At 68.7% G+C, this 22,858-nt stretch carries 27 protein-coding genes and 1 other RNA gene; 19 read left to right on the top strand and 9 right to left on the bottom strand.

The window, feature by feature from the left end; translation table 11 throughout:
- The first annotated feature begins 317 nt into the window (after positions 1-317).
- Complete coding sequence (locus DLJ53_RS17775) at positions 318-518, top strand: hypothetical protein (protein WP_111347629.1); 201 nt, start codon at positions 318-320, stop codon at positions 516-518.
- A 134-nt stretch (positions 519-652) separates the two neighbouring features.
- Positions 653-1,177: a superoxide dismutase family protein gene (locus DLJ53_RS17770; protein WP_111347627.1), complete on the top strand. Its 525-nt coding sequence runs from the start codon at positions 653-655 to the stop codon at positions 1,175-1,177.
- Between the two features lie 88 nt (positions 1,178-1,265).
- Here the strand turns inward: DLJ53_RS17770 and DLJ53_RS17765 are convergent, their stop codons facing one another.
- Positions 1,266-1,889 carry a LysE family translocator gene (locus tag DLJ53_RS17765; protein ID WP_111347626.1) on the bottom strand — a complete coding sequence of 208 codons (624 nt, stop codon included), beginning with the start codon at positions 1,887-1,889 and terminating at the stop codon, positions 1,266-1,268.
- Between the two features lie 335 nt (positions 1,890-2,224).
- Here DLJ53_RS17765 and DLJ53_RS17760 point away from each other — a divergent pair, with 335 nt between their 5' ends.
- Positions 2,225-2,461, top strand: a complete 237-nt coding sequence (locus DLJ53_RS17760; protein WP_111347624.1) for a hypothetical protein — start codon at positions 2,225-2,227, stop codon at positions 2,459-2,461.
- 4 nt (positions 2,462-2,465) lie between these two features.
- On the opposite strand, the gene DLJ53_RS17755 is transcribed toward DLJ53_RS17760, so the two are convergent.
- From DLJ53_RS17755 to DLJ53_RS17745, 3 genes are all read right to left on the bottom strand, one after another.
- Positions 2,466-4,646 (bottom strand): anthranilate synthase component I, encoded by a 2,181-nt coding sequence (locus DLJ53_RS17755; RefSeq protein WP_111347623.1) that lies wholly within the window; start codon positions 4,644-4,646, stop codon positions 2,466-2,468.
- A 143-nt stretch (positions 4,647-4,789) separates the two neighbouring features.
- On the bottom strand, positions 4,790-5,611 hold the full coding sequence (locus tag DLJ53_RS17750) for a hypothetical protein (RefSeq protein ID WP_111347621.1): 822 nt from the start codon (positions 5,609-5,611) through the stop codon (positions 4,790-4,792).
- Positions 5,612-5,674: 63 nt separating this feature from the next.
- Positions 5,675-6,724 carry a YcaO-like family protein gene (locus DLJ53_RS17745; protein ID WP_244935101.1) on the bottom strand — a complete coding sequence of 350 codons (1,050 nt, stop codon included), beginning with the start codon at positions 6,722-6,724 and terminating at the stop codon, positions 5,675-5,677.
- Positions 6,725-7,028: 304 nt separating this feature from the next.
- Between DLJ53_RS17745 and DLJ53_RS17740 the strand changes: the two genes are divergently transcribed.
- Entirely contained in the window at positions 7,029-7,334 is a 306-nt protein-coding gene (locus DLJ53_RS17740; RefSeq protein WP_111347618.1) for a hypothetical protein, read from the top strand.
- Between the two features lie 108 nt (positions 7,335-7,442).
- Here the strand turns inward: DLJ53_RS17740 and DLJ53_RS17735 are convergent, their stop codons facing one another.
- On the bottom strand, positions 7,443-9,230 hold the full coding sequence (locus tag DLJ53_RS17735; RefSeq protein WP_162409325.1) for a bacterial transcriptional activator domain-containing protein: 1,788 nt from the start codon (positions 9,228-9,230) through the stop codon (positions 7,443-7,445).
- Positions 9,231-9,655: 425 nt separating this feature from the next.
- On the opposite strand from DLJ53_RS17735, the gene DLJ53_RS17730 reads away from it, so the two are divergent.
- The 4 genes from DLJ53_RS17730 to DLJ53_RS17715 all read left to right on the top strand — a co-directional run bounded on the left by DLJ53_RS17730 (position 9,656) and on the right by DLJ53_RS17715 (position 11,798).
- Positions 9,656-9,838: a hypothetical protein gene (locus DLJ53_RS17730; protein WP_111347615.1), complete on the top strand. Its 183-nt coding sequence runs from the start codon at positions 9,656-9,658 to the stop codon at positions 9,836-9,838.
- A 91-nt stretch (positions 9,839-9,929) separates the two neighbouring features.
- Positions 9,930-10,325 carry a helix-turn-helix domain-containing protein gene (locus DLJ53_RS17725; RefSeq protein ID WP_162409323.1) on the top strand — a complete coding sequence of 132 codons (396 nt, stop codon included), beginning with the start codon at positions 9,930-9,932 and terminating at the stop codon, positions 10,323-10,325.
- A 238-nt stretch (positions 10,326-10,563) separates the two neighbouring features.
- Positions 10,564-11,103 carry a sigma-70 family RNA polymerase sigma factor gene (locus DLJ53_RS17720; protein WP_111347612.1) on the top strand — a complete coding sequence of 180 codons (540 nt, stop codon included), beginning with the start codon at positions 10,564-10,566 and terminating at the stop codon, positions 11,101-11,103.
- Positions 11,100-11,798 (top strand): anti-sigma factor, encoded by a 699-nt coding sequence (locus DLJ53_RS17715; RefSeq protein WP_111347610.1) that lies wholly within the window; start codon positions 11,100-11,102, stop codon positions 11,796-11,798. The genes DLJ53_RS17720 and DLJ53_RS17715 overlap by 4 nt, the downstream gene beginning before the upstream one ends.
- Positions 11,799-11,916: 118 nt before the next feature.
- Here the strand turns inward: DLJ53_RS17715 and DLJ53_RS17710 are convergent, their stop codons facing one another.
- The 3 genes from DLJ53_RS17710 to DLJ53_RS17700 all read right to left on the bottom strand — a co-directional run bounded on the left by DLJ53_RS17710 (position 11,917) and on the right by DLJ53_RS17700 (position 13,418).
- Positions 11,917-12,384 carry a methylglyoxal synthase gene (locus DLJ53_RS17710; protein WP_211100611.1) on the bottom strand — a complete coding sequence of 156 codons (468 nt, stop codon included), beginning with the start codon at positions 12,382-12,384 and terminating at the stop codon, positions 11,917-11,919.
- Positions 12,384-12,935: an SspB family protein gene (locus DLJ53_RS17705; RefSeq protein ID WP_111347882.1), complete on the bottom strand. Its 552-nt coding sequence runs from the start codon at positions 12,933-12,935 to the stop codon at positions 12,384-12,386. Before DLJ53_RS17705 ends, DLJ53_RS17710 begins: the two co-directional genes overlap by 1 nt.
- Positions 12,936-13,043: 108 nt before the next feature.
- Positions 13,044-13,418 (bottom strand): antibiotic biosynthesis monooxygenase family protein, encoded by a 375-nt coding sequence (locus tag DLJ53_RS17700; protein ID WP_111347609.1) that lies wholly within the window; start codon positions 13,416-13,418, stop codon positions 13,044-13,046.
- A gap of 63 nt (positions 13,419-13,481) precedes the next feature.
- On the opposite strand from DLJ53_RS17700, the gene DLJ53_RS17695 reads away from it, so the two are divergent.
- On the top strand, positions 13,482-13,916 hold the full coding sequence (locus DLJ53_RS17695; RefSeq protein ID WP_111347607.1) for a MarR family winged helix-turn-helix transcriptional regulator: 435 nt from the start codon (positions 13,482-13,484) through the stop codon (positions 13,914-13,916).
- An 82-nt stretch (positions 13,917-13,998) separates the two neighbouring features.
- On the opposite strand, the gene ssrA is transcribed toward DLJ53_RS17695, so the two are convergent.
- Positions 13,999-14,367: a transfer-messenger RNA gene (gene ssrA, locus DLJ53_RS17690) on the bottom strand.
- A 238-nt stretch (positions 14,368-14,605) separates the two neighbouring features.
- Here ssrA and DLJ53_RS17685 point away from each other — a divergent pair.
- From DLJ53_RS17685 to phnC, 10 genes are all read left to right on the top strand, one after another.
- Positions 14,606-15,412, top strand: coding sequence for a thymidylate synthase (locus DLJ53_RS17685; RefSeq protein WP_111347605.1), 807 nt, complete (start codon positions 14,606-14,608; stop codon positions 15,410-15,412).
- A gap of 22 nt (positions 15,413-15,434) precedes the next feature.
- Positions 15,435-15,917, top strand: coding sequence for a dihydrofolate reductase (locus tag DLJ53_RS17680; RefSeq protein ID WP_111347603.1), 483 nt, complete (start codon positions 15,435-15,437; stop codon positions 15,915-15,917).
- A 144-nt stretch (positions 15,918-16,061) separates the two neighbouring features.
- Positions 16,062-17,279, top strand: a complete 1,218-nt coding sequence (hflK, locus tag DLJ53_RS17675) for an FtsH protease activity modulator HflK (protein WP_111347602.1) — start codon at positions 16,062-16,064, stop codon at positions 17,277-17,279.
- The gene (gene hflC / locus DLJ53_RS17670; protein ID WP_111347600.1) at positions 17,279-18,727 is read left to right on the top strand and encodes an SPFH domain-containing protein; all 1,449 of its coding nucleotides are present in this window, start codon (positions 17,279-17,281) and stop codon (positions 18,725-18,727) included. The genes hflK and hflC overlap by 1 nt, the downstream gene beginning before the upstream one ends.
- Positions 18,724-18,912 (top strand): DUF2065 domain-containing protein, encoded by a 189-nt coding sequence (locus tag DLJ53_RS17665; protein ID WP_111347598.1) that lies wholly within the window; start codon positions 18,724-18,726, stop codon positions 18,910-18,912. Before hflC ends, DLJ53_RS17665 begins: the two co-directional genes overlap by 4 nt.
- Positions 18,913-18,933: 21 nt before the next feature.
- Complete coding sequence (locus tag DLJ53_RS17660; protein ID WP_111347597.1) at positions 18,934-20,469, top strand: Do family serine endopeptidase; 1,536 nt, start codon at positions 18,934-18,936, stop codon at positions 20,467-20,469.
- A 32-nt stretch (positions 20,470-20,501) separates the two neighbouring features.
- Complete coding sequence (locus tag DLJ53_RS17655; protein WP_146620001.1) at positions 20,502-20,990, top strand: hypothetical protein; 489 nt, start codon at positions 20,502-20,504, stop codon at positions 20,988-20,990.
- Entirely contained in the window at positions 20,987-21,439 is a 453-nt protein-coding gene (locus DLJ53_RS17650) for a secondary thiamine-phosphate synthase enzyme YjbQ (protein WP_111347594.1), read from the top strand. Before DLJ53_RS17655 ends, DLJ53_RS17650 begins: the two co-directional genes overlap by 4 nt.
- Positions 21,440-21,541: 102 nt before the next feature.
- Positions 21,542-21,745, top strand: coding sequence for a hypothetical protein (locus DLJ53_RS17645; protein ID WP_146619999.1), 204 nt, complete (start codon positions 21,542-21,544; stop codon positions 21,743-21,745).
- Positions 21,746-22,015: 270 nt separating this feature from the next.
- Positions 22,016-22,855: a phosphonate ABC transporter ATP-binding protein gene (phnC, locus tag DLJ53_RS17640; protein ID WP_111347590.1), complete on the top strand. Its 840-nt coding sequence runs from the start codon at positions 22,016-22,018 to the stop codon at positions 22,853-22,855.
- Positions 22,856-22,858: the final 3 nt, after the last annotated feature.

Here is a 22,858-nt window from a genome sequence, read left to right as displayed (position 1 = left end):
TCGAGCGGGGCTTGCCGGACGTTGCGTGGCGGCCGCTCCGGCCTGACCCGTCGGTGATGGCGATACCAGTCATCCGATATGGGAGCAGCGTCGGCTCCCGGCGGAACGGCTGCACTTTCGTTCAGACGGTGAACACTCGGGAGAATGGGCCGCGTTCGGGCCGACCGGGCGAAGGGAGCCTCGCGTCAGCCGCGGGGCAGCATGCGCGGCCGGCGGCATTCCGCACAGCGTGCCGCAAGCCCCGCGACAGCCAGTCCTGTCATCGCGGCATTGAAGGAGGACCGTCTTCCTTTTGCAGCCTCTCGGAGTGTCGCGTCATGCACTGGAAACTGGACCACATCGATACGGTGGCGCCGTTCGGCACACCCGGACGACTGCGGAGCTGGATGCACGCCGCATCGGACTTCGCCCGGACCCTCGCCGCCGAGCGTTACCACCCGGAACGGCACTACATGCGAGGCCCCGGACCCGCCTGGCATCGCAAGTTCGGCGATAAGGCCATGCCCCGGATCGACTGACGCCGGGCGATCGAAGCCGGCCGACACGCGCAAACGCACCGTGCGATCGCGAACCGTCGCACCACGGAACACTCGACGCCGGGGCAGGGTTTTGCTTCAAGACGCGGCAATCGCCGCGACCATAGGAGACCCTTATGCGCAACGTCCTACTCGCCCTCGGCACCGGCACCGCCCTGTTGGCGGCGGGCCTCGCGCCCGCCACCGCCCAGGTCTCGGAGACCGCGGCCGGCAACATGATCTCGGCCGAAGGCGGCGCGCTCGGCACCATCACCTTCGAGCAGACGCCCAACGGCGTCCTCATCAAGACCGAGATCACCGGTCTGCCGGAAGGGGTGCACGGCTTCCACATCCACGAAACGGGCAAGTGCGACGCGGCGGACGGCTTCAAGTCCGCCGGCGGCCACTACGCCGGTGACATGAAGCACGGCTTCCTCGTCGAAGGGGGGCCGCATCCGGGCGACATGCCCAACGTCCACGTCGGCAGCGACGGCGTCCTGAAGGTCGAGGTCTTCAACGACCGCGTATCCGTGAAGGGCGACACCAACCCGCTCCTCGACGAAGACGGGTCGGCGCTCATGATCCACTCCGGCGCCGACGACTACGAGTCTCAGCCGGCGGGCGACGCCGGAAGCCGCATCGCCTGCGCGGTCATCGAGTAGAGAGCCTGCGACGACAAAACGGCGCCGCCCGGAGTGGCTTTCTCCTCCGGGCGGGCCAGTCGGACGGGCTGCCGCACCGCGCCGGCTGTCAGCCCCAGGCGGCGACCTTGACGCCGAACAACGTGAACAGCCCGCCCGCGGCGCGCGTCACCCAGGCGCGACGGTCGCGATAGAAGCGCTGCACCGCGGGACGCGACATGACGACGGCGACGAACCCGTACCAGAGCGTGGAGATCGCCGTCGTCAGCATGATCGTCGTGACGCCGAGGCTCACGGGGGCGTGCGCCGGCAGGACCGTCGCGAAGATACTGGCCATGAAGATGGCAGTCTTCGGGTTCGACATGTTGACCACGAAACCGGTGACGAAGCTGCGCGACAGGCGCCGCGTGACGGCGACCTCCGGTGCCGGGGCGGATGCCCCCTTGCGCCCGGACGCCCGCAGCAGCGTGATCCCGACCACGATGAGGTAGATCCCGCCGGCGAGCTTCAAGGTGGCGTAGAGCCAGGGCGCGAGGGCGAAGAGGGTCGAGATCCCGAGGTAGCCCGCCGTGGCCCAGATGCAGACAGCGAGCACCACTCCTCCCACCGTGACGAGAGCGTGGTGGCGTCCCGACTGGACGGCGGTGGTCGCGACGATGAGGAAGTTCGGCCCCGGCATCATCGCGGCTGCGGTCCAGAGCATGGCGACGGCGGCGAGCGTGGCGGCATCCATGGCGGTCCTCCGGCAACGGATCAGACGCCGACCACTCTGACTCCTCCACCGCCCGCCTTGCTACGAAAAAATGCCCCTAGACGCGCGGAACGACGCCGCTCCGAAGAGCCGGGACGCTTGATGCGGGCGAGTGCAGCCCGACGGACAGGGGCGGCGGCCTCGCTCGATGTCATGCGAATCAAGGGCGAAGCGTGCCGGCGGATGCGCCCTGGAGGGAGCGGCCATCGACGCCCGGCCCGACCGCGTCCGGGACCGAAAGACCTGCGGGTTGTCGCAGCCGGTTTACGCGGAGCGGCCCGATCCCCACGTCGCGGAGCGGGCGACGGGGGAGAACGATGCCGATCATCAAGTTGCTGGCGAGGCTTCTCGGCGTCTTCGGGCGGCTGCTCTACTACGTCGCGCGGGAGTTCTTCGGCCTGGTGGCGGCGGTACTGGGGGTCGTCCTCGCCGCACGAGGCCTGATCGACATCGCCGGGTGGCGCGCCGATCAGGAGACGCTGACGAACCTAGCCCTGGGCCTTCCCCTCATCGGGTTCGGCCTGGCGCTGCAGTGGCGGCGCGCCAGAGGGTAGTGCCTCAGGCCGCCGCCTCGTTGGAGGAGGCCGTCGCGCCGCTGGACGACGGTTCCTTGTCGAAGAGCGCGGCGATCGCGTTCTCCAGGATCGACAGGCCCACGTTGTTGCCGAGCGACATGATGCTCTCGGGGTGGAACTGCACCGCCATCATGGGAAGCTCGCGGTGCTCGATCGCCATGATCGCGCCGTCCGGCGAGCGGGCGGTGATGTTGAATCCGTCGGGGAGCGCCTCGGGGTCGGCGACCAGCGAGTGGTAGCGGCCGACAGTCAGCGGTCCGGTCAGGTTGTCGAACAGCGCCGAGTCCTTCTCCGTCACCAGCGTCGAGGCCTTGCCGTGCATCGGCGGGGCGAAGGCGAGCTTGCCGCCGTGCGCCTCGACCATCGCCTGGAGGCCGAGGCAGACGCCGAACACCGGCAGGCGGCGCGATTCGGCGAGGTGGATCGTCGCCGTGCAGTCGAAGTCGGAGGGAATGCCCGGACCCGGCGACATCACGACGATGTCCGGCTTGATTCGCGCGAAGGTGGCCCGGTCGATCGGGGCGCGGATCGTCACGACGTCGAGCCCGCAGCGACGCAGGTAGCCGGCGAGGGTGTGGACGAAGGAATCGTCGTGGTCGACCAGCAGAGCCCGCTTGCCCGCGCCCGGCTTCGGCTTGGCCTTGGCGGTTACCGTGTTGCTGCCGTCGCCGCGGATCGCGGCGCGCATGGCGGACGCCTTGAGGACGGTCTCCGCCTCCTCTGCGTCGGCGTCGGAATCGGCGAGCACGGTCGCACCCGCACGCACCTCGGCGATGCCGTCGCGGATGTGAACCGTGCGCAGCGTCAGGCCGGTGTTGAGGTCGCCGTTGAGGTGGACGAGACCGACCGCGCCGCCATACCAGGCGCGCGGGCTGCGCTCGTTGGCCTCGATGAACGTCATCGCCCGGCGCTTCGGCGCGCCGGTCACCGTCACCGCCCAGGCGTGCGACAGGAACGCGTCGAGCGCGTCGCGGCCGTCGAGCAGGATCCCCTCGATGTGGTCCACGGTGTGGATGAGGCGCGAATACATCTCGATCTGCCGCCGACCGAGGACGCGCACCGATTCCGGCTCGCAGACGCGGCTCTTGTCGTTGCGGTCGACGTCCGAGCACATGGTGAGCTCGGTCTCGTCCTTGGCCGAGTTGAGCAGCTTGCGGATCTGCTCCTCGTCCTCGATAGCGTCGCGCCCGCGCTTGATCGTGCCGGAGATCGGACACGTCTCCACCCGGCGTCCGGTGACGCGCACGAACATCTCCGGCGACGCGCCGACGAGGTACTCGTCCTCGCCGAGGTTGATGAAGAAGCCGTACGGGGACGGGTTGATGCGCGTCAGGCGCCGCATGATCGCGGACGGCGCGTCGGAGAGCGGATCGCGGAAGGTCTGGCTCGGCACCACCTCGAAGAGGTCGCCGCGCTTGAAGTACTCGAAGGCGTGGCGGACGGTGTCGGCGTATTCGCCGGGCTTGTGGTCGTCCTCGGCGCTGTTGCGCTTGGTCGCCAGTGGGCGGGGCGAGGGGACGCGGGGCACGCCCTCGGTGCTCTCGCTGCCGAAGAAGAACTCGTAGGAGGCGACCGTCGCCTGCTTGGAGTAGTGGTCGACCGCGAGGATCTCGTCCGGGAAATAGAGCACGAAGTCGCGCTGGTTCTCCGGCCGCTCCAGCACCAGCGGGATCGGGTCGAACTGGAAGGCGAGGTCGTAGCCGAAGGCGCCCGCGAACCCGAGCTGCGCATCCTCGCCGGTGGCGAAGAACGCCCGCAGCGCGCGCAGGGCGGTGAACGCGCTCGGCCGGCGGGAGCGGTCTTCCTCGAAGAGGAGTGCATCGTCCGGCTCCGGCACGGTCGTAACGACCGTGTCGCCGTCACGCGTCGCCACGAGGTCGCCCGACGCGAACGCCGCTTCGACGGCATGAAGCAGCGGCCGGCCGCGCGGATTGAGCGCCTTCACCGTGACGGTGCGCCCCTTCGCCTCGATCGCCAGCGGCGGATCGACGAGAGCGAAGTCCCACCGGATGTAGCGGCCCGGAAACTCGTAGCTCGACGTGAAGACGCAGCCGCGTTCATGATCGAGGCGGGAGATCCACCGATCGAGCGCGGTCGCATAGTCGACGAGCTGGTCGGTCCGGGTGATCCCGACACCGCCGGCGGTTGTAAACGTATAGGTCATGGTTGGCCTCGTGGATGAGGCGCCCGGCGGGCCGGGGCATGGGCGGACGCTGCCGCCGCCGGACCGCGGTGTCAACGCTTTGGCGTCGTTCGATGTCGTCGGCGCAGCGGTTGGGTCTGCGCCGAGGCGGTTAAGTCACGCCCTCATAACTCACGCATGACGATATCGAGGATCGCTTTCTGCGTGGCGCTGTCGCCGTGCGCGGCCTCGACGTTGGCGTACGTGATGCCGTTCGCGGCGGCGTAGTGAGACAGCGAGCAGTCGGTTTTGGAGAGGTCGACCGTCTCCACCATGACGTTGACGCCGGCCTTGTTGAGCCGCTCCACGAGGCCGCGATGGGCGTCCGCGCCGCGCGTGCTGGCGAGGATCACCATGGCGTCCTCGCTGGCGAGAGGGCCGGACGCGGGGAAGGCCGTGGCGCCGGGCGTCGCCGAGTTGATCGAGATCGTGCCGCTGCCGCCGGTCCCGGCCGAGCCCCGGCTGTTGGTGTGGAGGGCGATGATCGGCCGCCCGCCCGGCACCATCGCCGCGACGAACTGCGGGCTGCGGCCCGGCTTGCCGCAGGAGAGCCGGCCGCCGTCGAAGTTCCGGTTGGGGTCGATCCGCCCGTTGAAGCGCCGTCCGCCGGTCTCCACCACAGTGACCGTGCCGCCGTATTTCTGAAGCGCGGCGGCGGCAGTGGCGAGGGCGGCGTTCTCGTCGTCGTGCGGCACCACGAAGAGCGGGCCGCTGCCCTTGCGGAAGGTCTGGATGCGCCACGTCTCGCCGCCTTCGCTGAACTCCACGACGCTGGCGCAGGCGTTGCCGAAGATCGACAGGTTGTCGTCGCGGTCGCCGATCGAGGATGGCGCGGCGCAGGATTCGCTGAAGGCACTGCCTTCCGTCCCGGCACCGCCGACACAGCCGGCCAGCACCAGCGCGGCAAGGGTCGAGACCAACAGGATCGACAAGCGGAGGGATGTCATGGGCAGTCTATCGTCCGTACTTTGGCGCGTTGGCGTCCGATGTACCGGAATTCGCGTGGACCGCTAAATCACGAATGGGACGGGGTTGAGGTCCGCCTCCCGCCGCGGTGCCGCAAGGCGGCCGAGCGAGACGGGGACATCATAGAGACGCCCCGACGCGAAGCGCGGCTGCCAGTCCCGGAGCGTGCGCGAGACCGCCTTCACGACGGGAATCGCGAACTCCGGCCGCGTCAGATCCGCGACGGCGATGTCGATGCCGTGCTCGGCGAAGGCGCCGAGCAGCGTCTCGAAGTCGATCGCCGGGGGGAGCCGGGCGGCGCCTTCACCGGCGATGTAGGGCGTGGCGAGCGCGTTGGTCGCGTCGGACCAGACCAGCAGCGCGGGGCGCGGCGGTGCGTCCGCCGTCGCCTGGAGCTCGCGCATGTGGGTCAGGCCGATCTCGCACTGGAGCATCTCGAGGACCGCGGACCGGAGCGCGATCCGCGGGTCGAGGTGGGCCGCGGTGCCGAGGGCGGGCTGGGTTCCGTCCGGCGCCGACGAGAGGGCGACGAAGGCGGGAACGGGGAGGTCCGTGGCGGTGACGAGCGCCCAGGTGATGCGCCGCCGCTCCGCCAGCCACGCCGCGAGGGCCGGGGGAAGGGCCGCCATCATCTCCGGCTTCGCGAGGCGCGGCGCAGGGAGGCGGTTGTACCACCAGATCGCCACCGCATCGCGTTCGACCCGCTCCAGCACGGCGGTCCTGATCGCCGATTCGACGTCGGTGTGCGCGGCCGCGCCGGTCGACGAGGAGATGAGCGCCGGCCATCCGAGCCGAACGTCCTCGTTGCTGAAGACGGCGGTGCAGGGGACGAGGCGCTCCTTATCCGTCAGCAGGTCGAAGGCAGGCATCCACGCGACCTCGCCGGGTGGACCGGCGGTCGCGATGCCCTCCCGTTCATCATACGATTTAAGCCGGCTGAGTTGTTGCCCGCTCAGGTGCCAATAGTTATTGTCCTCACGCAACGGCAGGTTTGATCGGTTTTTCGGGCGGGGGTCGTCCGGCCCTTCGCTGATGAGACTTGCCCGTTCGATCGCTTCGAAGACGGCTCCGATCTGGGCATCTTCGAGGGTCATTGCGCGTCCCGATGCGGCGGCCCAATCGCTCAACCAGGCGGGGGCGGACGGCGGCATCTCGGGGCGTGCCGTCACGAACGCCGCGGGGCAGCCGTCGATCACGGTGCGGACGAGGCGGAGCGTGACGTGGTCGAGGTCGGGCGCGCGGATCGGCAGTTCGATCGTCCGGCCGAGTGGTTGAGATTTGTCAGGGTTAACCAAGGAAGCGTCTTGCATGTTCTTCAGCGCTCAAATTGACTCTCCCTGCATCGAACTGTCGGATCAAGCGGAGCGTCCCGTCGAGCGCGACGTGAGAGGTGAGACCATGGCGCGCATTCCCGTGAGCAAGTCGGCCATCGCGAAGATCGGCCAGGCCTTCGGCGAAGCCGCGAACAATCCGGAAAAGCGGGAGGCGTTCCGCGCCGACCCCGCCGCGTACCTGCGCGCCTGCGGCGTGTCCGAGGAGAGCCTGGAGGGCCTCAACGTGGTCCTGCACGAGGACGACGACAGCACGCTCCACCTCGTCCTGCCGGCGAAGGTGGACGAGACCCGCCTCGCTGTACAGGACCAGGACTACCTCAAGATGCTCGGAACGATGGCCGTTCTGGGCTGCTGCCGCCCCGTCCGCTAACCCGTCCCCGGACTCGACCGGACCGGCCGCGCGCACTCCCGGCCAGGCGGCTCTGCTGCCACGCCGACGGTTGGTGCTTGAAGCGCCGCGCCCGCATCGCAGCGGACGCTACGCCATCGATCCGCCGCTCGCGTACGCGATGGGGACGCCCGCACGCTCCAGGGAATTGAACAGGCGCCGGCGCACGGATGCGTCGCGGTGCATCGTCGTCGACACCAGCCACTTGGACAGCGTCGTGCCGTCGATCTGGGCGTACGGCTCGGCCCGGCGCAGCTCGCGCTCGAAGCGGACCCGCGCGGCGCCCGTCGCCTTGGTGTCATTGCGCTCGGACTGCGCGGCGACGAGGAGGATGGCGGTGTGGATGCTCTCCGGCGCGCGGCGCAGGCACTCGATGCAGCCGTCGAGATCGCCGCGGAGATAGGCGATGTTGGCGAGGTAGGCGTAGAAGTACGCCGGCGTGTAGCGGCCCGAGAGGGAGAGCGCCCTGTCCGCCAGGTTCTGCGCCTTGACGACGTTCCCCGCGAACGCGTTCGCCTCGGCCGCTGCTACCACGGTCGCCGCCGAGTAGGGGTTCAGCGCGACCGCGTCCTCGAAGGAGAGGAGGGCGGTGTCGTGCTCGTTCGCCTGCATCCGCATCCAGCCGAGCACGACGTGGTTGAACGGCTCCAGCGCGTCGATCGCGATCGCCTGCAGTGCGGCCTCGCGCGCCCGCTCCTGGTCGGCGAGCGCCATCTTGGCCGCGGTGGGGATGGTGAGGCGTCGAATCATCAGGAGGGAGCTGATCGACGAGTGCACCAGGCTGAGACGCCGGCCCTGGTCGTCGTTGGCGAGGTCCTCCAGGATCGGCATCGCGGTCCGCGCCGCCGCCTCGCTCCACTGGGTGAGGAGCTGGTAGGCCTCGAGCCAGCGGTCGAACGGGGAGCAACTCGTGCGCGGACGGTCGTCCATCACGATGTCCTGCTCGAGGCTGTTGATCGCGGTCGCGATGATCGTCTCGGCCGCGACACGGTCCTCGAGGCAGTCGTAGCCGATCCGCACGCAGGACACCGTGTCCTGCCGCCGCGCGTTCACGCAGCGCAGGTAGATCGACCGCGCCCGCGGCTCGTCCCACAGGAGGAGGCGGTAGTCGTGGTCGAGGGCGTCGGAAAAGCCGATCCGGCTGATGAGGCCGTTGTTCAGGTTGTCCACCTCGTCCCGGTCGTCCCGCTCGAAGCAGCGCATCGAGCGAAATCGGGTGAGCTGATGGATCACTTCTGAGTGAGCGAAGCTTATGAGGTCGGGCACGGACTGCCCGGTCGGCCGCGCGCGGATGAGGGCGACGTGCGGCCGGTCCGCGTAACGCTTCGGCCGGTACTCGACGTTCGCGTTGGGGAAGGGCTCGGCCTTGCCCTGCGCCGCGGCACGGCGAACCGAGTCGACGAGCTCGCGCGGCGGCGTCAGGTCGAGCTCCTTCAACGCGTTGATATAGCTGCGAAGCTGGCGGGCCGCCGCGGCCTTCTGGCCGTCGCGCAGCAGGAGGCGGAGGAGCCTCTCGTTGGCCTCCGAGTCGGAGGGTTCGATGGCGATCAGGAGTTCGCAGCAGGCGATCTGCAGGTTGATGGGCGTCGTCGCCTCGGGCATCGAATCGAGCCGCTTGGCGAGGCATTTGTGGGTGACGCCGATGGTTTCGGCACGAAACTGCGCGATCCATTCGTCGAACAGGGCCTCGCCCGTCTCCAGATCGGCGAGCGGGGTGCCGCGCCAGAGGCGCGCGGCCTCGCGGTAGGCGCGCTCGGTCCCTGCACCGAGGCAACGATTAAAGGTCGCGAGATCGGAGCGGGTGGGGTCGCCGGCGAACCAGGCGTGGGCGCGGTCGGATCCGATCAGCTGGGCGGTCGCCTCGTTCGCCCTCAGCAATGACAGCGACTTGCGCAGTGAAGCGCGTGCGGCTTCAGCGTCGTTGTCGCCCCAAAGCAAGGCAGCAAGTTGGCTCCGCTCGATGTGGCGGCCACCATTTGCAATAAGATATAGACAAAGTGCGGCTGATTTCCGGCTCGGAAACTCGATTCGGTCGGCGCCGTGCGCGACGGATGGTGTTCCCAACAAACGTATCTGCAGGCCGACGGGTGCTGTCATCATGGCGTTGCCAACCGGTGGAGCCAAATCGCCCGAAGGATCAGTACATTTCGCAATCCCATCGTCTGATCTAGCTCAATCCTGGTCAATTCACGATGAAATCACGATGACATATTACGTATCCGGTGTCACGTCGGGTTGACTGAGAAAGGGTCTTGGAAATGTCAGGTTGTTTTCAACCGAGCCGGGATGGCGATCACGTCACGATGCTCAACGATCGCGAGGTTCTGAGCCGGCTGATCGAGTATGCCCGGGCGGAAGCCGAGGGCGGTGGCCAGGTCATCTGCGCCCGCTTCCTGTCCGCCGCGCTGCTCGCGCTGGAGATGATGCCGGGCGAGGCCAACCAGTGGTGCCTCGAAATGCTGTCGGAACCTCTGACGATCACCTAGGACCAGCCGCCGCAAACACGATGCGCAAGAGGCTAATCCTCGACTCTGTTCATCTATAAGAACATGTGGGGACGGAATGATTGAGCCAATCTTGGACGACAACCTTTTCGAGGTTGAGGAGACCGGACTTCGCGACTCGTTCCTGGCCAGCGTGGGGGCGCGGGTCAAGTTCAGGCGCAACAAGTCACGAATTTCACGCCGCGTCCTTTCGGAGCGGAGCGGCGTATCCGAGCGCTTCCTGGCGCAGCTGGAGCATGGCAAGGGCAACATCTCCATCGTGCGGCTGAAGGCGGTGGCCGACGCGCTGGACATCCCGCTCTGCGACCTGGTCCGGGACGAGCGCGCGCCGCGCGAGGACCCGGTGGAGCTGCCCGGCTGGCGCGCGCACCCCGGCGCCATCGCCGACCTCTACCGCCACGCCACCGCACGCGACCAGGCACGGGTCATCGAGCTTCTGGTCGGATCGAGACGTCCGGTCCCGGCCTGAGCATCCGCCGCACCGCCGCGCACGACGCCGGGGGCCGGCCCGCCGATTGTTTCTGGTCGGCTTCATCGTTATGGCTAGCGCGCTGAAGACGAACGTGCGGCCATGGACACGGTGGCGCTGACACGACCGGTTCCGGTCGGACGGCGCGCTCCACCTCGGCCGCCACTCTCCCCGTCACGCCCGCGGATGACCCGTCGGCCGTGGCGCGGGGCGTGCGGTGAGCTGGGGCTGCGGTGGAATGGACGAAGCCAGTCTGGAAGAGCTTCTGAACAAGACCGCGCTCGGGGACCGGCGCGCGTTCCAAATGCTCTACGAGAGGTCGAACGCGAAGCTTTACGCCCTCTGCCTACGTATCCTCCAGGACAAGGGGGAGGCAGAGGACGCGATGCAGGACGCGTACGTGAAGATCTGGCGCTATGCGGAGCGCTATGCCGCCTCGCGCGCCCGGGCCACCACCTGGATGGTGGCGATCGCCCGGAACCAGTGCATCGACCGGCTGCGGGCCAAGCGCACGCCCGCGGCGGCGCTGGAGGCGGCCGAGAACGTCGCGGACGCGGCCATGCGCCCCGACCAGAAAGCCCTCGCGTCGGCGGAGGCCAAGCGCCTCGTCGACTGCATCGACGGCCTCGGCGAGACCGACGGCCGGCTCATTCGAATCGCCTACTTCGGCGGCGTCACCTACAAGGCGATCGCCGACCGTGACGGCACGCCCCTCGGCACGATCAAGAGCCGGATGCGGCGTGCACTGGCGGCTCTCAAGGAGTGCCTCACGGGATGAGTATCAGTGAGAGCGACCGCATCGATGCCGGGGAATATGCCCTCGGGCTGGAGGAGGGCTCGGAGCGGCGCCGCTTCGAGGCCGCGCTGATCGACGACCCGGAGCTGTCGCAGGCCGTCTGGAGCTGGGAGGAGGAATTCCGCCCGCTGGCCGACGGGCTGCGCCCGCGTTCCGCCCCGTCCCGCGTCTGGCGGGCGATCACCGCGCGGCTCTTCGGCGCGGACGAGAAGGTGTTGCGGCAGGCGCGCCGGGCCGTCGCGTTCTGGCGCGATGCGGCGCTGCTGTTCATGGCCGCGTCGGGCATCGCGGTCGCCTGTCTGGTGGTCACCGTGATGCGGCCCGACCTCCTCGGGGTGACGGCGCCGGAACAGGACTGGATCGCGGCGATCGTCAGGCTCGACGGGACGATCGCGCTCGCCCGCGTCGACGACGACGGGCAGCTCGTGGTCGAGCCGGTTTCGCCCGGGGCCGAGCAGCGCGTCGCGGAGCTCTGGGTCGTGCCGGCCTCCGGGACGCCGATGTCGCTCGGCGTGCTGGACCGCTCGGAGCGCTCGCACATGTCGCTCCCCGAGGGGGCGGCGAACATGATCGACGCGACATCGGAGTTCGTGGTGACGTCCGAGCCGATGGGCGGTTCGCCGACCGGCCAGCCGACCGGCGAGCGTCTCGGCTCCGGCTCCCTGACGCGCATCTGAGCGGCGCCTGCGACGTTCGGGTCGCGGGAGAGCGAAAAGCACCGGCGGCAGGGGCCGGCCAAAACTCGCATGCAACGGCAGTGACCGTGGACGCCGCGCGTGACGGCGTCGCGGCGGGTCAGCTCAGCTCGGTGACGTCCGAGCGGGCGGAGAGGCGCTTGCGTGCCGACGGCAGGGCCGCCTGGGCGTGCGGGCGCCGGTAGATCCGGCTCATCAGCTCCGAGCGGATGAGGAAGTCGGCCGACGCCTCGTTGATGGCGATCGCCGTTTGCGCCAGCGTCGCGACGCGAAGCAGCGCCGACGGGTCGACGTCGTGCGGCTGGCGCGTCACGGGGTCGGCGAATAGGATCAGGATGTCGATGTTGCCCTCGGCGATCATCGCGCCGAGTTCCATGTCGCCGCCCAGCGCGCCGGAACGGACGAGGTCGATGGAGAGGCCCGTCTCGCGCATCAGGAGCTGGCCGGTGTTGCCGGTGGCGGTGAGGCGGTGCTGGGCGAGGGCGCGCTCGTTGGCGAAGGCCCAGGCCGCCAGCGACGGCTTCATCGCATCGTGTGCCGTCAGCGCAATTCGCTTCTGGATGTCCACTACGGTTTCTTCCGGAACGCGTCGAGGGAGACCACTTCGGCGCCCTCGCTCGGCTTCTTTTCCTCGTCGTCGGGCGCCGTCCTGTCGGTGTCGTCCTGCTCGGCGACCGGCATCGGCGTCGGAGCGGGGACGCCGGCGGTGGGGATCGAGCCGATGGCGGGCTCGGGCGCTCCCGCCTCGCCGTTCTGTCCGGCGGTGGCCGGGTCGAACTGCAGTCCGAACTGGACCGACGGGTCGAAGAAGCCCTTCACGGCGGCGAACGGGACGAGCAGGCGCTCCGGCACGCCGCCGAAGGAGAGACCGACCTCGAAGCCGTGGTCCGAGACGGCGAGGTCCCAGAACTGGTGCTGGAGGACGACGGTCATCTCCTCGGGATGCTGCTGGCGCAGGCGCGAGGACATGCGCACGCCCGGCGCCGTCGTGTCGAACGCGATGTAGAAGTGGTGCTCGCCCGGCAGTCCGCCTTCCGCGACCTCGCGCATCACCTTGCGCACGACACCGCGCAGGGCGTCCTGTACTAGAACGTCGTATCGGATGAGATCGTCAGCCACGACCACGCCTCCTTCGGTCCGCGATAGGTAGCGCAGGGGCTGACGCAATCCAACACACGATTGCACGCAACTGTGCAGTTCCGCGACGATTTTCCTCGATCCGGCGCGTCAGGCGGCTTCGGGTGCGGCGTTCCGAATCACGGTGTAGAGCGCCGGATGGATCGCAAGGCCGGGGATCTTGGGGAAAATGCGCTGCTCGCGCATCGCGGCGGCGGCCGCCCTGAAGGCGTCGGGAGTTGTCCACTGCGCGACGTTGATAAAGCGAAATCTCGCATCCGGTGCGAGACTTTCGTGCAGCGCGGTGCCGAGGTAGCCGGGCTGCACCGACAGGAAGGCGGCGGCGCGCTCCCAGCCGGCGAGGGTCGCCTCGCGCTGGCCCTCGGGAACCTCGAAGACATTGATTAGCGTGACCGGACGCGGCATGGCGGCGCCTTGGTCGGTGTTCGCCGCGTGGGCGGGAACGTTGTCGAGGAGGGTGTGCATGGGGTGTCTCCATCCGATAAGGATAGCAAGCTATATAATAGTTCCTGATTTGCATAGCAAGCTATGAATGTGCCGTTCGATCGCCGCGAGTCGACCGGCTACGTCGTCAACCACCTCGCGCGGCTGATGGCGCGCGGGCTGACGCGGCGGATTGCGCCGCTGGGGCTCAGCACGGGCGAGTTCCCGGTCTTGCTGGAGCTCTGGGAGCGGGACGGCCAGACGCAGGCCGAGCTGATCCAGCGCCTCGACGTGGAGCAGGCGACGATGGCCAACACGCTGCGCCGGATGGAGCGGGACGGGCTGATCGTCCGACGGCCGCACGAGACCGACCGGCGCGCGCAGACGGTCAATCTCACCGAATACGCAAAGTCGCTGGAGGCCCAGGCCAAGGGGGCCGCGCATGCGCAGAACGACGAGGCGCTGCGCGATTTCACCGACGAGGAGCGCCGGGCGCTCGTGGGCCTGATCCAGCGCGCCATCGCCAACTGCCAGGAGTGACGAAAGTGACGGGCACGTCAGGCGCGCGACGGCGTCCCCGTGTCCGGGTGCGTGTCACGATTGAAGAGCTGGGGGAGGGTAAAGTGGGGGCTTCTGTTGCCAGGTGCCTCCCGACCCCGCCTCCTACTTGCGGTAGGAGGACTTAATTTGAGGTGTCGCGCCGCTTACGCAGCGAGACGTGCCTCGGCATAGTTGTCATTCGCAACTACAAAGGTGGCCCGATATCGGCGGAACCATGCCGAGCGAAAAAAATGCCTTTACACCCTCGTCGATCCTATTTCGCCCCCGCCGAAACGGCCGGCTCCCCGCAAGGAAGGAGCAGGCCGCTTGGGTGGAGGCGCCGGGTACCGCCCCCGGGTCCGAAAGGCTTATTCCGCACTTCGTTTATCGCCATAGCCAACCGTCGCTGGCAGGATGGAATATAGGCGATCCGTCCCCGCAGGAGAAGGGGTACGTGCCGTCGCGTTGCAAGATTGGCACCGGGGCACGAGCTACCGGGGCGCCGCCTCGTGGCGAGAGGGCACCAGCTGGGGGCGAGCGACCGCAATCGTGGAAAGGCATGGCTCCACCACTTGAACCCGGGCCGGGGGACGACTGATGTGTCCCTCTGGCAGAACGTGGCCGGCTTCGGTGACCCGAACGCCGCCCGCAGCCGGACGACACGGTAACGAGACGCCGGAGAGCGACACGTGAAGAGCTATCACGACCTTTTGCGTCGCATCCTCGCTGAAGGGGTGCGCCAGGCGGATCGGACGGGCGTGGGCACGCTCTCGGTGTTCGGCCACCAGACGCGCTACGACCTGTCCGAGGGCCTCCCGCTGGTGACCACCAAGCGGGTGCACATGAAGTCCGTCATCGCCGAGCTCCTATGGTTCGTCGCGGGCGAGACCAACGCCAACCAGCTCCGGGCGCGCGGCGCCACGATCTGGGACGAGTGGGCGGACGCGGACGGCGAGCTCGGCCCGGTCTACGGCCGGCAGTGGCGCGCCTGGCCGACCGAGCGCGGCCCGGTCGATCAGCTCGCCCGCGTCGTCGAGCAGATCCGGACCGATCCGGCCTCGCGCCGGCACATCGTCTCGGCCTGGAACGTCGGCCAGCTCGACGAGATGGCGCTGCCGCCGTGCCATCTGCTCTTCCAGTTCCACGTCGCCCCGCAGGAGGACGGTCCGGGGCGCCTCTCGTGCCAAGTCTACCAGCGGTCGGCGGACGTCTTCCTCGGCGTTCCGTTCAACATCGCCTCGTACGCGATCCTGACGCATATGGTCGCGCATGCGACGGGGCTGGAGGCTGGCGACCTCGTCCACACGCTCGGCGATGCGCACATCTATTTGAATCACCTCGAGCAGGTGGAGGAGCAACTCAAGCGCGAGCCGCGGCCGCTTCCGGCGCTCGATCTTTCGGCTGCGCCGCGCGATCTCTTTGCCATCGAGGCAGAGCATATCCGCGTGGTCGGCTACGATCCGCACCCGGCGATCAAGGCCCCCGTCGCAGTCTGACGGAGAGGGTGAGGACGAAGCGTTGAGCATCATCATGGTGGCCGCGGTCGGCCGCAACGGCGTGATCGGCAAGGGCGGGGACCTTCCCTGGGACATCCCCTCGGATCGCAAGCATTTCAAGGCACTGACGGTCGGGCGGACGGTCATCATGGGCCGGCGGACGTACGAGGAACTCGGTAAGCCGTTGCCGCAGCGGCGCAATCTGGTGGTGACGTCGCGGGCCATCGACGGTGTCGAGACCTTCCCCTCGCTGGACGCCGCGCTCGCCGCGGCGGAGGGGCCGGTGGCGCTGATCGGCGGCAACGCGATCTACGCCGAGGGCATGGCCCACGCCGACACGATCCACATCACCCGCGTCCATGGCGAGCCGGAGGGCGACACCGTGTTTCCGACGATCGACACCGCGCGCTTCCGTCTCGCCGAGACGGCGCCGGGCGAGCGCGGCCCGCGCGACGAGTATGGCTTCGACTTCGAGACCTACGTAAGGTTGCCGAAATCGGCTTGATTGCGGCTGTGAGGTCCGTCAGCCTATAACGGCACACGCAGGGCGCGCGTTTCGCCGCGTTTGCGAAGACAACCAGCACCATTATGTGCGCTGCGAAGGGCTTCGCGCCCGGCATCAAAGGCTTAGGCGGCAAAGGGAGCAAGAATGCCCTGGAACAACCAGTCGGGCGGCGGTAAGGGCGGTGGACCCTGGGGAGGCGGCGATGGCCCGTGGGGCAACGGACCGAACCGTCCCAACAACCCGTGGGGCAACGGACCGAACCGTGGCGGCGGACAGGATCCGCAGAATTCGCCCGACCTCGAGGAGCTGCTCCGCCGCAGCCAGGAACGCCTGAAGCGCGTCTTCCCGAAGAAGGGCGGCGGCGGTGGCCCGTCCGGCGGTGGCGGCGGTCCGTCGCTGGGCGGCATCGGCGCGCGCGGCGTGGCGCTGGCGGCGATCGTCGTCGCGGTGATCTACGGCCTCACCGGCTTCTACACGGTGCGTCCGGGCGAGGTGGGCGTCGAGCTGGTGCTCGGCCGGCATGTGGGCAACACCATGCCGGGCCTGCGGTACAATGTCCCGTACCCGTTCGGCGAGGTCTACACGCCCGACGTCCTGCGTATCCGCGAGCTGGTGATCGGCACGCGCGGCAGCGGCCGCGGCTCGACCGTCGACATGCCGGCCGAGAGCCTGATGCTGACCGGCGACGAGAACATCGTCGACATCGACTTCAAGGTTCAGTGGCAGGTCGACCGCGATCATCCGGCCAATTTCCTATTCAACATCGAAGACCCTGAAGGCACGGTGAAGCAGGTCGCCGAGAGCGCGATGCGCGAGGTCGTCGGTCGGCGGAACATCCAGCCGATCCTGACCCAGGAGCGACAGCAGATTCAGCTCGCCGTGCAGGAGCTGATGCAACAGACCCTCGACCAGTACGACGCCGGCATCGACGTCACCCAGGTGCAGATGCAGAAGGTGGACCCGCCCGAGCAGGTCATCGACGCGTTCCGTGACGTCCAGGCCGCCCGCGCGGACCAGGAGACGGCGCAGAACCGTGCCGACGCCTACGCCAACGAAGTGGTGCCGCAGGCCCGCGGTGAGGCGGCCAAGATCGTCGAGGACGCCCAGGCCTACCGCGACCAGGTCGTCGCCGAGGCGACCGGTCAGGCCGACCGCTTCCTCTCGGTCTACGAAGAGTACGCCAAGGCGCCGGACGTTACCCGCCAGCGCATCTACCTCGAGACGCTGGAGCGCGTCTTCTCCGACACCGACAAGATCATCATCGACGAGTCGGCCGGCAACGGCGTGGTGCCCTTCCTCCCGCTCGACCGCATGAGCCAGAGCGCGTCGGGCAATACGACCCAGAGCCAGGGGAACCGTTGATGCGCGCCGGTCTCATTGCATTCGTCATCGTCGTCATTCTGGCGGTGGTGGCGGCGCTCAACTCGCTCTTCATCATCAACCCGACCCAGCAGGCGCTCGTCCTGCAGTTCGGCCAGGTGAAGAACACGATCCGCGAGCCGGGCCTCAACGTGAAGGTGCCGTTCATCCAGGACGTCCTGATCCTGGACAAGCGCAACCTCGACCTGAACGTTCCCGCGCAGGAAATCATCGCCGCCGACCAGAAGCGCCTCGTGGTGGACGCGTTCATGCGCTACCGCATCCGCAACCCGGTCGAGTTCTACCAGACGGTGAACAACGTCAACGAAGGTGCCCAGCGCCTCAGCACGTTCGTTCAGGCCTCGCTGCGCGCCGTCCTCGCCGATGCGACCTTCCAGGACATCGTGCGTGACAACCGTCCGGAGCTGATGCGCCGCATCGCGGCGGACGTCGCGGACCGCGCCCAGGCGATCGGCGTCGAGGTGGTGGACGTGAAGATCCGCCGTGCGGACCTTCCGGAGGCCAACTCCGAGGCGATCTTCCGCCGGATGAAGACCGAGCGCGAGCAGGAAGCCCGCGAGATCCGCGCCCGCGGTGCCGAGGCGGCCCGCCGCATCGAGGCGGCCGCCGACCGTACCGCGACGGTGCTGCGCGCCGAAGCGCGGCGCCAGTCGGAGCAGATCCGGGGTGAGGGTGACGCGCGCAAGAGCGCCATCTTCGCGGCGGCCTACACGCTCGACCCGAACTTCTTCGACTTCTACCGCTCGATGCAGGCCTACGAGACCGGCCTGCGCTCGCAGGGCACGCGTCTCGTGCTGTCGCCGAACGCGGAGTTCTTCCGCTTCTTCGCCGATCCGGCCGGCCGTCCGAGCGGACTGATCGGGTCGCGGCAGGCCGCGGGCGGCGCCGCCCCCGATGCCGCGCCGGCCGAAGAGGCGCCTGATGACCAGGCCGCCGCCGAGACCGGTTCGGTCCTCACCGACGCGCCTTCGGGCGCCGACCCCGAGGCCGTGCGCGAGGAGATCAAGGAGCTGTCCGGCGGTCTGACCCACGTCGATCCCGCCGCCGTCGGCACGCTGCCGGCGACGACCGGCGACGTCGGCACCGCTCTCCAGCAGGCGGATCAGGCGATCCAGCAGGCGGAGCCGGAGCAGGGCGCGACGGAAGCCGCGGTCGACATCTCGGTGCCCCAGCCGTCGGGCACGGCGAGCGAGGCGGCCACCCCCGGTGCCGGCGAGGCGATCCCGCAGGAGGACATCCCGGCGATGTCCGAGCCGGACGACAGCGCGTCCTCCGCCGGGTCGACGCCGACCGACGACACGACCGGATCGGGGACGGCAGCGGCCGGCGGCAGCGATGCCTCTGACGCGAATGTGACCGCTCCGGCCGGTGACAGTGGCGGGGCGAATGGCACTGTCGACGGGGCTGGTGAGACCAACGCTCAGCAGTGAGCGATCTGGTCAGCGCGATCGGACTCGTGCTGGTGCTGGAAGGCGCTTTGTACGCTCTGGCTCCCGGCACGATGCGTGACATGATGACCAAGCTGACGACGACCCCGGACGATGTATTACGGATGGCCGGGCTCGTCGCGGCAGCGGTCGGGGTGCTTGTTGTGTGGATCGTACGGGCCGCGTAGTGCGGCGCTGGGAGGAGCCAGATGAGTCTGATCACCCGTCGATTGTGTGCCGCGTTCACCGGCGCGATGTTGGCGATCTCCCCGTTGGCCATCACGACCGACGCGGCGCTGGCGCAGGAGCAGCACGGTCCCCGCTCGGTCGCGGACCTTGCAGAGTCGCTGCTCAATTCGGTGGTCAACGTGTCGACCACGGAGCGCATCGTCGCCGAGCGCTCCACCCCCATCCCCGACGGTGACGGCGAGGAGGGCGACGGCGACGCCGAGGAGCCCTACCGGGACTTCTTCGAGGACTTCTTCGGTGAGGACGGCCCGCCGCAGCGCCGGGCGCAGTCGATGGGATCGGGCTTCGTGATCTCCGCCGACGGCTTCGTCGTCACCAACAACCACGTCATCAAGGACGCCGAGGCGGTGGTGGTGAACTTCGCCGACGGCACAGTGCTGGACGCGACCATCGTCGGTCGCGACCCCAAGACCGACATCGCGCTCCTCAAGGTGGAGCCCGAGACGCCGTTGAAGCCGCTCGACTTCGCCGACACGGAGCGGCTGCGGGTCGGCGACTGGGTGATGGCGATCGGCAACCCGTTCGGCCTCGGCGGGACGGTGACGATCGGCATCGTCTCGGCGCGGAACCGGAACCTTCGATCCGGCCCGTACGACAACTTCATCCAGACCGACGCGGCCATCAACCAGGGCAACTCCGGCGGCCCGCTGTTCAACATGGACGGCGACGTGGTGGGCATCAACACCGCGATCATCTCCCGCTCCGGCGGCTCGGTTGGCATCGGCTTCGCCATCCCGGCGGAGATCGCGACCGCGGTGATCGACCAGCTTCGCCAGTACGGCGAGACGCGCCGCGGCTGGCTCGGCGTGCGCCTGCAGAAGGTGACGCCGGAGCTCGCGACGAGCCTCGGGCTCGAAAAGCCGCATGGGGCGTTCGTCGCCGGCGTGACGGCGGAGGGACCGGCCGAGACGGCCGGTCTGCGCACCGGCGACGTCGTGCTGCGCTATGACGGTCACGAGATCCAGGAGATGCGCCAGCTCCCGCTGCTGGTGGCGCAGACGGAGATCGGCCGCGCGGTCGACCTCGGCGTCCAGCGCGACGGCGAGGAGATCACCGTTTCGGTCGAAATCGGCCTGCTCGCCGAGGACGAGGCGCGCGCCGCGGCCGCCGCTGCTGCCGCCGAACCCGAGCCGCAGGCCGAGGAGGCGCCGACGACCGAGGACCCGGTCGTTGCCGATCCCGACACGACCCCGAAGGTGACGCTGCTCGGCATGGGCCTCTCGGCGATCACCGACGAGCTCCGGTCGACCTACAAGATCGACGCCGACGTCAAGGGCGTGCTGGTGGTCGACATCGAGGAGGGAAGCCTCGCGGCCGAGAAGCGGATCACCGCGGGCGACGTGATCATCGAGGTCGGACAGAAGCCCGTGAGCTCGCCGCAGGACGTCGCCGAGCAGATCGAGGCCCTCAAGGAGAAGAACCGCAACACCGCGCTTCTCACGCTCTCCAGCGCCAACGGCGCCCTGCGCTTCACCGCGCTGAGGATCGAACAGTAACGCACGGCGTTGTCCGTGCGGGGAGGACGATCATGGCCGTACGGCAAGGCTTGACGGTGGTGGCCCTCGCGAGCGTCCTCGCGGCGCCCGCGGCGGCACAGTCCGGACGCTTCCAGATGGAGCCGTCCGGCCCCAACATCCTGCGCCTCGATCGGGAGACCGGCGAGATCGCCTCCTGCAGCGCCGGAGATTCGGGCTGGGTCTGCGAGACGCTGGTGCCGGCGAAGGACGCCGAGGCGCCCGCCACGGCACTTCTGGACGAGAACCGCCGCCTCAAGGCCCGCGTCGAGGTGCTCGAGCGGCGCCTCGGCCAGATCGCCGCCATCGCCCGTGGCGGTGCGGAGATCGGCGCCAATGCCGACGGGGAGGCGGGCCCGGCGCCTGTCGCCACGGCGAGCCCCGACGACCGGATCGACGTCGAAAAGGCCCGGCGGGACATCGACGACGCCGTCGAGGTCACCGGCTACGCCCTGCGCAGCTTCCGCGGTCTCGTCGACGCGCTGACGGCCGGGACGAATTGATCCACGTCGAGACTCTGGGAGAGGCCGCGGTCGGCCGGGTCGTCCACGGCCGCATCGACGTCGCGACCCGCGGCCCGGGCTTCACGGACGTCACCGCCGCGCTGCGCAGCTTCCTGCGCGACAACGCGCTCGGCGACGGATTGCTCAACGCGTTCGTCTCCCACACCACCGCGTCGCTCACCGTGCAGGAAAATGCCGATCCCGACGTCCAGACCGACCTTCTGGACGCGCTCGACCGCCTCGCCCCCCGCAACCGGCCCTACGTCCACAGCCTCGAAGGCACGGACGACATGCCGGGCCATATCAAGGCGATGCTGTCGGATACGGCGGTGACGATCGCAGTCGCCGCCGGCCGCCTGCGGCTCGGCACCTGGCAGGCACTTTACCTCATCGAGCACCGGGACGGCGGGCGGCACCGCTCGATCGATCTCACTTATGTTGGACGATAATCAACGTAAAATTTAGATCATATGATATTACAGGTTGCCATCGGGGCCATTCCGTTGCTAGCGTCGTGAGATTGATGCTCGTGGGTCCAGAGGTCTGTGCTGATGCTGAGGCAAAACCCACCCTTCTTCGAGAGTGACGACGACCCGTCGGAGGCGCCCGACGTGGCCTACGATCATCTGTCCATGACGGCGGAGATCGACAGCGAGCTGCAAGCGGCCATCGAGTACAAGATCGCGACGAGCGGCGTCGGCGGCGTCGAGACCGTACTGAGGCTGCTCAACGAGGCGCTGCGCCGCCATACCTGACGACGGGTCGGGGAGGGCGGCCCTGACCCGGCACGGTCCCGGGCGCGTGTCCGTCCCCTCAACGCCCGAAGTTGGCCCGGCATTGTCGACGCGTTTGACGGAAACCGTCGCGTTCTGCGGGCCGCCGGCGGAGGTTCGCGGACGGCGGCGCAGATTGCCGCAAGTAAAGTCACACGATACCAGCCGGTTCCACCGTCACCGAACCGTCATCGTACCTGCACATATCCGTTAAGTCCGACCGTTAAGGGACCTCCAGCAAACGAGGTGCCCATGGCGGACGTTCGCGTCGAAGAGTTGTCGAAGTCGTTCAGCGGCCAGAAGGCCCTGAACGCCGTCTCGTTGTCGGTCGAGGCGGGCGAGATGGTCGCGCTGATCGGCGCGTCCGGCTCCGGAAAGTCGACGCTGATCCGGCACATCGCCGGGCTCGTCCGCGGCGATGCCCGGGGCGGGCTGGTGCGGATCGGCGAGCGCACGATGCAGCACAACGGCCGCCTCTCCGCCGACGCGAAGACGATCCGCCGCGGTGTCGGTGTGATCTTCCAGCAGTTCAACCTGGTGAACCGCCTCGCGGTGATCACCAACGTCCTCGTCGGCGTGCTCGGCCATGTGCCGCAGTGGCGCGGGACGCTCGGCCTCTTCACCCGGGCGGAGAAGCAGGCCGCGCTCGTGGCGCTCGACCGCGTCGGCATCGCCCACACGGCCCACCGGCGCGCCTCGACGCTCTCCGGCGGCCAGCAGCAGCGCGCCGCCATCGCCCGGGCCCTGGTCCAGAAGGCGAAGGTGATCCTCGCCGACGAGCCGATCGCCTCGCTCGATCCGGCCTCGGCGAAGAAGGTCATGGAGACCCTTGCCACCATCAACCGCGACGAGGGCATCACCGTCCTCGTCTCGCTTCACCAGGTGGAGTATGCGCGGCGCTACTGCCCGCGCACGATCGCGCTGCGGGACGGGGCGGTCGCCTTCGACGGCCCCTCCACGGCGCTGACCTCCGACTTCCTGAAAGAGCTTTACGGCGAGGCGTCCGAGGAGCTGGTGCTGCCCGACGCACCCTTCCAGCCGCACGCCTCACGCGAAGGGATCCTGCACGGCCCGAAGCTGGCCACCGCCTGATCC

It is taken from the genome of Acuticoccus sediminis, assembly GCF_003258595.1.
In the GTDB taxonomy this organism is placed as follows: domain Bacteria; phylum Pseudomonadota; class Alphaproteobacteria; order Rhizobiales; family Amorphaceae; genus Acuticoccus; species Acuticoccus sediminis.
The sequence above is the reverse complement of the archived record's forward strand: the minus strand, read 5'-3'. Positions and strand labels throughout refer to the sequence as shown.